This window comes from Streptomyces sp. NPDC079167 (assembly GCF_040686735.1).
GTDB lineage: Bacteria > Actinomycetota > Actinomycetes > Streptomycetales > Streptomycetaceae > Streptomyces.
Map to the genome: position 1 here is coordinate 20,083 of NZ_JBFBLO010000032.1, position 6,923 is coordinate 27,005.

A 6,923-nucleotide genomic window follows, 5' to 3' on the forward strand; every position below is an offset into this window, starting at 1 on the left:
CATTAGCTAATCGTTACCTGCGATGACCTGGCACACAGCTCTGCCAGTCCGACCCCCGTGACCGGGGAAATGACGCCCTCCTCCGTGACGATCGCCGTGACCAGTTCGGGCGGCGTGATGTCGAATGCGGGGTTGTACGCATGGGTTCCCAGGGGCGCGACGACCGTCCCGCCGCCCTCACCCCCGGCCGGAGCACCCGGCATGGATGTGAACTCCGTCACTTCCGTCGCGGAACGCTGTTCCACGACGATCGATGTGCCGTCCACCGTCTCCAGATCGACCGTGGTCGTGGGCGCCACGACGAGGAACGGTACGTGGTGGTACTTCGCGAGCACCGCCAGCGGATAGCTCCCCACCTTGTTGGCCACCGAGCCGTCCGCAGCGATCCGGTCCGCCCCGATGATTACGGCATCCACCTCCCCCGCCGCAAACAGAGAACCCGCCGCGCTGTCCGTGAGCAAGCTGTACGGCATCCCGTTCCGCGCCGCCTCGTACGCCGTCAGCCGGGCTCCCTGGAGCAGCGGCCGGGTCTCGTCCACCCACAGCTGCCGCAGGGTGCCCTTCCGGTGCGCCCTCAGCGCCACCGCGAACGCGGTCCCCGCACCGCCGGACACGAGCGCCCCGGTGTTGCAGTGGGTCAGCAGCCGGTGCCCGCCTCCCCCCGGCAGAAGCTCCCCGAGCAGCTCCAGACCGTACTGCGCCATCCGTCCGCTGGCCGCCGCGTCCTCCTGGTGCAGGGAGCGCGCCTCGGCCAGGGCCGCCACAGCAGCCGCCTCCGGACCGGACCCGCTACCGGCCGCCGCCCGGTACGCCCGCGCCACCCGCCGCGCCCCGTACCCGAGGTTCACCGCGGTGGGCCGCGCCTGCTCCAGCAGCTCCGCGGCCTGAGCCACGTCCTCGCCCCGGGCAGCGGCCAGCGCCACCCCATACCCCCCGGCAATGCCGAGCAGAGGTGCCCCTCGCACCGCGAGAGTCCGGATCGCCCGCACCAGCGCGGGCACATCGGCACACACCAGCTCGGCCTCCTCGGCAGGCAGCCGCGTCTGGTCGAGGAGCACCACCGCAGGGCCTTCCGGGGGCTCGTCCCAGCGGAGTACGGAGAGGGCCGGAGCCTCGATACCCACCGGCGATTGCGCGTCCTGATCAGCCATCTGCCCAGTCTGCCCGCTGAACCGCCCGTGCACGAAGGCAAGAAGGAGATACAGCGCCGGACCCGCACCGGTCCGACGCGTGGCACGATGGCTGGCAACCTGCCGCCCCGATGAGCGGACAGGACTGTGAAGGAGCGACGATGAACGACTCTCCGGGCTGGGCTTCGCCCGGATCCGCCCCCTCCGACGACCAGGGGACGGGCATTCCCAAACCCTCCGCCCCCGTCGACGGAAGCGGGCCGGCCGGGCAGTGGTCTCCCGCCCAGCCACCTCCCGGGCAGTGGTCGCCGCCGAGCGCCCCCGGCACCGGTCCGGGCGCGCCACCGCCCGCCCCCGGCTGGGGCGGTATGCCCCAGGGATCCGGCTGGGGCCGCCCGCCCATGGCCGCGAAGCCCGGCGTCATCCCGCTCCGTCCCCTGGGGGTCGGCGAGATCCTCGACGGCGCGGTGTCCACCATGCGCACCCACTGGCGCACGGTGCTGGGCATCAGCCTCACCGTCTCCGTGATCGCCGAGCTCGTGATCATCCTCCTTCAGCGCTATGTGCTGCCCGAGCAGGCATCGGTCGACCCGAACGCGACCGGAGCGGAGGCGCTCCGCCAGGCCACCGACTCGGCACAGTCCCAGCTGATCAACAGCGCCCCCGGCACGCTGGTCGCGATGATCGCCACGCTCATCACCACCTCGGTCCTCACCGTGGTGATCAGCCGCTCCGTACTCGGCCGGAGCCTGACACTCTCCGCAGCATGGTCCGAGGCCCGCCCCCGGCTTCTCCCGCTGCTCGGGCTGACCCTTCTGCTGAGCCTGATGAGCGCCGCGATCATGGCGGTCGGCCTGCTTCCCGGCCTGGCCCTCGGTGGCGGTGCGGGCGGCCTCGCCCTGACCTTCCTCGGCTTCCTCGCCTCCTGCGGCGTCGTGCTCTGGCTGATGATCCGCTTCACCCTCGCAGCGCCGGCGCTGATGCTGGAACGGCAGTCCGTCATCACCTCGCTCCGCCGGTCCGCCAAGCTGGTCAGGGGCAACTGGTGGCGGACCTTCGGCATCCTGGCCCTCACCTACCTGCTGGTCATCGTGCTGACCTTGATCATCGCGATCCCGTTCGGCATCATCGCGGTGACCGTGGACAGCGACGGCCTGAGCGAGTTCCTCAACAGCAGCTCGACGGACTTCGGCTGGCCCTTCCTCATCATCACGGGCATCGGCGAAGTGATCGTCTCGACACTCGCCTACCCCTTCACCGCCGGAGTGATGGCCCTGCTCTACGTCGACCAGCGCATCCGCCGCGAAGCCCTCGACCTCGAACTCGCCCGGGCCGCGGGCGTGCCCGGCTACGACACCCCCAGGAGCTGATGCGGTGACGGGGGCGGGGGGCACCACAGCGGTACGACTCATCCGGGCGGGCGAGGAGATACCCGTGGACACTGCACGCGTCCCCGCCCGCGAGGCAGCACAGGACGAACTGTCCGACCCGATGTACCACGAGCACGACCCGAATCTCCTGGAACGCGGCCTCGACCGCTTCTGGGACTGGATCGGGGACCTCTTCGCCGGCGCCGCCGACGCCGCCCCCGGCGGCCCGCTGGGGCTCGTCGTGCTCGCTCTGGCCGTCGTCGGCCTGGGAGCCGCCCTGTGGTGGAGGCTCGGCACCCCGCGGCGCGCCCCCCATTCCCCTGAGACGCTCTTCGACAGCACCACCCGCAGCGCGGACGACCACCGAACCGCCGCCGCCGCGCACGCCGAGGCCCGCCGCTGGACCGCAGCCGTCCAGGAACGGATGCGCGCGCTCGTACGCTCCCTGGAGGACCGGGCCGTGCTCGACCCACGCCCCGGCCGCACCGCGGACGAGGCAGCCGCCGAGGCGGGCCGGCTGATGCCCTCACACTCCGACCGGCTCCGCGCCGCCGCCCGGATCTTCGACGAGGTCACATACGGGGGCCGCAGCGCCGACGAGGCCGCATACCTGACCCTGCGCACCCTCGACCTGGAACTCGAGGCCGCCAAGCCCCTGCTGACCACCGCCACGCCCCGAGGGGACGCCGGATGACCGCCGTCGCGGCCGTTCCCACCACCTCGGAAGCTCGCAGCCCCCAACAGATCTGGCAGCGCGTCCGAGGGCTGCTGCTCGCCCTCCTCATCCTCGTCGTCGCCGGAGTCGCCCTCGCCGCCGTTCGCTCCGGCGGTCAGCACGGCCGGCTCGATCCCCGCTCCGCCGACCCCTACGGCAGCCGGGCCGTCGCCGAGCTCCTCAAGGACCGCGGCGTATCCGTCGAGGTCGCCACCACCCTCGACGAGGCCAACGGCGCGGTGGGCCCCGACACCACCCTGCTCGTCGCCGGACCCAATGTGCTCACCGCACACCAGCAGCGGCGCCTCCACACGGTGACCGCCGGCTCCGCGGGCCGCACCGTCCTCGTCGCCCCTGACAGCCCCTCCGTGGCCCGGCTCGCCCCCGGCGTGCGCCCGGAAGCCCACGGACCGGTCACCGTACGCCCCCCACGCTGCGAACTCCCCGCGGCCCGCACGGCGGGGACCACCGAGATCGGCGGCATCCACTACGCGACCGACGCACGCCGGGCCACCGCCTGCTACCCGGACAACGGACTCGCCTCCCTCCTTGTCCTGCCGGGGCAGAGCGCCGGCGACACCGTGCTGCTCGGCTCCCCCGACTTCCTCTACAACGACCGGCTCGACCAGCACGGCAACGCCTCGCTCGGTCTGCAACTCCTCGGTTCCCGCCCACATCTCGTCTGGTACCTCCCCTCGCTCGACGACCCCTCCGCAGCCCCTGGCGGCGCGTCCGGCCGGGACGACGACAACGACGGCGGAACCCCGGGGGAAAGCGGCTTCCTCGGCCTCATCCCCTCCGGCTGGCTGTGGGGCACCCTCCAACTGGCCCTCGCCGCCGTGCTCACCGCCGTCTGGCGAGCACGGCGCTTCGGCCCCCTGGTCACCGAGCACCTGCCGGTGGCCATCCGGGCCTCCGAGTCCGCTGAAGGGCGGGCCCGCCTGTACCGCAAGGCCGACGCCCGCGACCGCGCCGCGGCCGAACTGCGCTCCGCAACCCGGAACCGCATCGCGCCCCTCCTCGGTGTGTCCCCCCGGGACGCCGATTCCCGCGCGGTCCTCCTTCCCGCCCTCGCCACATGCCTCAGCCACCCGGACAGCGACCTCGGCGACCTCCTCTTCGGTCCCGCGCCGGCTGATGACGCCGCACTCGTCCTTCTGACCGATCAACTCGACGCCCTCGAAAGAGAGGTACGCACCTCATGAGCGCCCCGACCCCGGAGACCTCCGAGCTTGCGACAACCGCCGCGAACCCTGTGGCCCCGGCGCAGTCCGACAGCGCTCGCGCATCCCTGGAAGCTCTGCGTTCCGAGATCGCGAAGGCCGTGGTCGGCCAGGACCCGGCCGTCACCGGGCTGGTCGTCGCTCTCCTCTGCCGCGGCCACGTCCTCCTGGAGGGCGTGCCCGGAGTAGCGAAAACCCTCCTGGTCCGCGCACTTGCCGCTTCGCTCGAACTGGACACCAAGCGCGTCCAGTTCACCCCCGACCTCATGCCGAGCGATGTCACAGGATCACTCGTCTACGACGCCCGCACCGCCGAGTTCTCCTTCCAGCCCGGGCCGGTGTTCACCAATCTCCTGCTGGCCGACGAGATCAACCGCACCCCTCCCAAGACGCAGTCCTCCTTGCTGGAGGCCATGGAGGAACGTCAGGTCACGATCGACGGATCCCCCCGGCCGCTGCCCGACCCCTTCCTGGTCGCGGCCACCCAGAATCCTGTCGAATACGAGGGCACCTACCCGCTGCCCGAGGCACAGCTGGACCGCTTCCTTCTCAAACTGACGGTCCCCCTCCCCTCACGCGAGGACGAGATCGACGTGCTCACTCGCCACGCGGACGGGTTCGACCCTCGTGACCTCAAGGCAGCAGGCATACAGCCCGTCGCCGGCCCCGCCGACCTCGAAGCGGCCCGCGCCGCCGTCGCCAAGACCTCGGTCTCCCCAGAGATCGCCGCCTATGTGGTGGATATCTGTCGTGCCACGCGTGAATCCCCCTCACTCACCCTTGGGGCCTCCCCTCGAGGAGCCACCGCCCTGCTCTCCACCGCACGCGCATGGGCCTGGCTCACAGGCCGGGACTACGTCATCCCGGACGATGTGAAAGCCCTGGCTCTGCCCACACTCCGTCATCGCATACAGCTGCGGCCTGAAGCGGAGATGGAGGGGGTCACCCCGGACTCCGTCATCACTTCAGTTCTCGCCCACGTGCCCGTCCCCCGGTGAGGCGGTGACCATGGCCCTCACCGGACGGGCCGCCCTGCTAGCGGCTCTGGGGTCACTCCCCGTAGGCATCCTGGCCCCGAGTTGGGCCGGCATGCTCGCGGTCAATGTCCCGCTCTCACTGGCAATTCTGTGCGACTACGCCCTGGCTGCGCCAGTGCGTACGCTGCGGTTCACCCGAACCGGTGATACATCCGTTCGACTCGGCGACACTGCGACGGTGCGACTCACAGTGACCAATCCGTCCGGGCGCCGCCTCCGCGCCCAGCTCCGCGACGCCTGGCCCCCCAGCAGCTGGAGCTCGGAGTCCGAAGAGGCCACGTCCCGCCACCGGTTCGACGTACCCGCCGGGGAACGCCACCGCCTGACCACGCTCCTGCGTCCGTCGCGGCGCGGAGACCGCCAGGCCGACCGCGTCACCGTCCGGTCGTTCGGCCCCCTCGGCCTCGCGGCCCGGCAGGGATACCACCGCGTGCCCTGGACGGTCCGCGTACTGCCGCCCTTCACGAGCCGGAAGCACCTGCCTTCACGCCTGGCCCGGCTTCGGGAACTCGACGGCCGGACCAGCGTGCTCACCCGGGGAGAAGGCACGGAGTTCGACAGCCTCCGTGCCTATGTTCCGGGAGACGACACGCGCTCCATCGACTGGCGGGCCACGGCGCGCCAGTCCGCGGTCGCTGTACGCACCTGGAGGCCTGAGCGCGACCGCCACATCCTCGTCGTCCTCGACACCGGCCGGACATCGGCGGGCCGGGTAGGTGATGTGCCGCGACTGGACGCAGCCATGGACGCGACCCTTCTGCTCACCGCTCTCGCGACCCGCGCCGGCGATCGTATGAACCTGATCGCCTACGACCGGCGTGTCAGGGCCCGGGTGCAGGGGAAAACAGCGCGAGGGGACGTCCTGTCCACTTTCGTCAGCACCCTGGCCACTCTGGAGCCCGAACTCGTGGAGACCGATGCACGTGGTCTCAGCACGGCAGCGCTGGCAAGTGCTCCCCGCCGCTCCCTGATCGTCCTGCTCACGAGCCTGGAAACCGCGCCTGTCGAAGAAGGCCTCTTGCCCGTCCTGCCTCAGCTCACCCAGCGCCATACGGTTCTGGTCGCAGCTGTGGCAGACCCTCACGTCGAGGTAATGGCCCGCGCGCGGGGCACGGTGGACGCGAGCTACGAGGCCGCCGCCGGCGCACAGGCTCAAGCCCAGCGTCGCCGCACCGCGGACCAGCTCCGGCGCCATGGCGTCACGGTCGTCGATGCCGCACCCAACGACCTCGCCCCCGCCCTGGCTGATGCCTACCTCGCGCTCAAAGCGGCCGGCCGACTGTAGAAGGTCCCGGCAGGTGGCGCTCCCGTAACCGATTCGGGCTGCCGCCTGCCAGCTCCGATACAGTCCGGGAACGCAGAAAAGCCCCGTGCCACAAGGGCACGGGGCTTTCCCGGAATAATTGTTCGGCGGCGTCCTACTCTCCCACAGGGTCCCCCCTGCAGTA

At 71.3% G+C, this 6,923-nt stretch carries 6 protein-coding genes; 5 read left to right on the plus strand and 1 reads right to left on the minus strand.

From position 1 onward, the window contains the following. Positions 1-2 precede the first annotated feature (2 nt). Positions 3-1,151, minus strand: a complete 1,149-nt coding sequence (gene mtnA, locus AB0P41_RS35185) for an S-methyl-5-thioribose-1-phosphate isomerase (RefSeq protein ID WP_365936100.1) — start codon at positions 1,149-1,151, stop codon at positions 3-5. 140 nt (positions 1,152-1,291) lie between these two features. On the opposite strand from mtnA, the gene AB0P41_RS35190 reads away from it, so the two are divergent. The 5 genes from AB0P41_RS35190 to AB0P41_RS35210 are packed head-to-tail and all read left to right on the plus strand — an operon-like array spanning position 1,292 to position 6,760. Further along, on the plus strand, positions 1,292-2,500 hold the full coding sequence (locus tag AB0P41_RS35190) for a glycerophosphoryl diester phosphodiesterase membrane domain-containing protein (RefSeq protein WP_365936101.1): 1,209 nt from the start codon (positions 1,292-1,294) through the stop codon (positions 2,498-2,500). A 4-nt stretch (positions 2,501-2,504) separates the two neighbouring features. Further along, on the plus strand, positions 2,505-3,194 hold the full coding sequence (locus tag AB0P41_RS35195) for a DUF4129 domain-containing protein (RefSeq protein WP_365936102.1): 690 nt from the start codon (positions 2,505-2,507) through the stop codon (positions 3,192-3,194). Then, positions 3,191-4,420 carry a DUF4350 domain-containing protein gene (locus tag AB0P41_RS35200; protein WP_365936103.1) on the plus strand — a complete coding sequence of 410 codons (1,230 nt, stop codon included), beginning with the start codon at positions 3,191-3,193 and terminating at the stop codon, positions 4,418-4,420. The genes AB0P41_RS35195 and AB0P41_RS35200 overlap by 4 nt, the downstream gene beginning before the upstream one ends. Next, entirely contained in the window at positions 4,417-5,436 is a 1,020-nt protein-coding gene (locus AB0P41_RS35205) for a MoxR family ATPase (protein WP_365936104.1), read from the plus strand. The genes AB0P41_RS35200 and AB0P41_RS35205 overlap by 4 nt, the downstream gene beginning before the upstream one ends. A 10-nt stretch (positions 5,437-5,446) precedes the next feature. Further along, positions 5,447-6,760 (plus strand): DUF58 domain-containing protein, encoded by a 1,314-nt coding sequence (locus AB0P41_RS35210; RefSeq protein ID WP_365936105.1) that lies wholly within the window; start codon positions 5,447-5,449, stop codon positions 6,758-6,760. The last annotated feature ends 163 nt before the right edge of the window (positions 6,761-6,923 follow it).

Coding starts and splice junctions, on each gene's coding strand:
- AB0P41_RS35190 (WP_365936101.1), top strand. CDS start 1,292: ATGAACGACTCTCCGGGCTGGGCTTCGCCCGGATCCGCCCCCTCCGAC.
- AB0P41_RS35205 (WP_365936104.1), top strand. CDS start 4,417: ATGAGCGCCCCGACCCCGGAGACCTCCGAGCTTGCGACAACCGCCGCG.
- AB0P41_RS35210 (WP_365936105.1), top strand. CDS start 5,447: ATGGCCCTCACCGGACGGGCCGCCCTGCTAGCGGCTCTGGGGTCACTC.
- AB0P41_RS35200 (WP_365936103.1), top strand. CDS start 3,191: ATGACCGCCGTCGCGGCCGTTCCCACCACCTCGGAAGCTCGCAGCCCC.
- mtnA (WP_365936100.1), bottom strand. CDS start 1,151: ATGGCTGATCAGGACGCGCAATCGCCGGTGGGTATCGAGGCTCCGGCC.